The organism is Campylobacter sp. RM12640 (assembly GCF_020137595.1).
Taxonomy (GTDB): Bacteria; Campylobacterota; Campylobacteria; order Campylobacterales; family Campylobacteraceae; genus Campylobacter_E.
The window spans coordinates 1-1,077 of sequence record NZ_JACGAU010000057.1 but is presented as its reverse complement, the minus strand read 5'-3'; the positions used below and the strand labels follow the sequence as shown (position 1 = coordinate 1,077).

Genomic DNA, 1,077 nt, shown 5'->3' with positions numbered 1-1,077 from the left:
TAAAGGAATAATTATGAAAATAAATTCTTATTCAACATATCAAATAACTAATATAAGCAAAAAAGAAACAAATAACGAGATTAAAAAAGTAGACAATAAAGCAGATGATAAAAAGGTAGGTGAAGTATTAGGATACGGAGTTGATAAAGATGGCTTTTTTACAAGTGATTTTAATAAAGCCGCAGGTATTCCGGATAATTATAAAATCCACAGCGATAGTTTAAAATCTTTAGTAGAACAAAACAATAAAGCTCATATAATAGGTAAAAGATTCATGGAAATTGATATAGCAAAAAGCGTTGGAAATGCTTATAAAGTCTTAAGCCAAGTTGTAAGTGAAGATTTTTTAAACTCTAAAGAATTTTTTAGTAAAGAAGATATTAACAATTTGCCATGTGGGTTTGAGATAGATAATAGTACCTTTAGTGTAGGCAAGATTTTACAAACTAGATATGATTTTGAAGATTATAATGATAAGAATATTCATGCACGAGATTTTCAAAGAATAAAGGGTGCTGATACACTATTTCATTATGATGGTGATGGCAAAATGGATATGTTTCCCGTGCATAGCGATAGTTTTTCTCAAGGTTATTCTATTTTATGGGACGCTAAAGGCGATAATTATAAAAACAATCAAGGAGATGTAAGTCGTGGTGGAATATTAATAGCCGTATTAAGAAATAATCATTTTTTAGTAGAAGGCGAGAGAACTTATTGGGGCAAGATGAGTGGCGGGGATAGATTTGTAGATTATAAAGAATTCGCACAAAATGTCGCAAAACCACTTAATTCTATGGTAGCAAAAGGTTTAATAACGCAAAGCGATATTTCAAAAATGCCAAAATATTTAGCTGATGAAGCAAATAGATTATCACAAGATTTTAAAAGAGCAAGAAGTGAAGAATTAGCAAAAGAATATAAAAAAATACTAAATTGGTATGAAAAACTAGCTTATGAAATGCTAAGTGGTAAAAATCTAAAAGCTCCTAAAGATATAGATAGTTATGAAACATTTGAAGAGTTTTTGCAAGTGGCTTTACAATACAGCCAAAAAAATATAAGTTTATTTGATAT

At 29.2% G+C, this 1,077-nt stretch carries 1 protein-coding gene; it reads left to right on the top strand.

Going from position 1 to position 1,077, the window contains the following annotated elements; translation table 11 throughout:
* Window positions 1-13: 13 nt before the first annotated feature.
* Window positions 14-1,077 (top strand): Cj0814 family flagellar-dependent secreted protein (locus tag AVBRAN12640_RS09850; protein ID WP_336613007.1); only part of this gene is annotated, 1,064 nt, incomplete at its 3' end.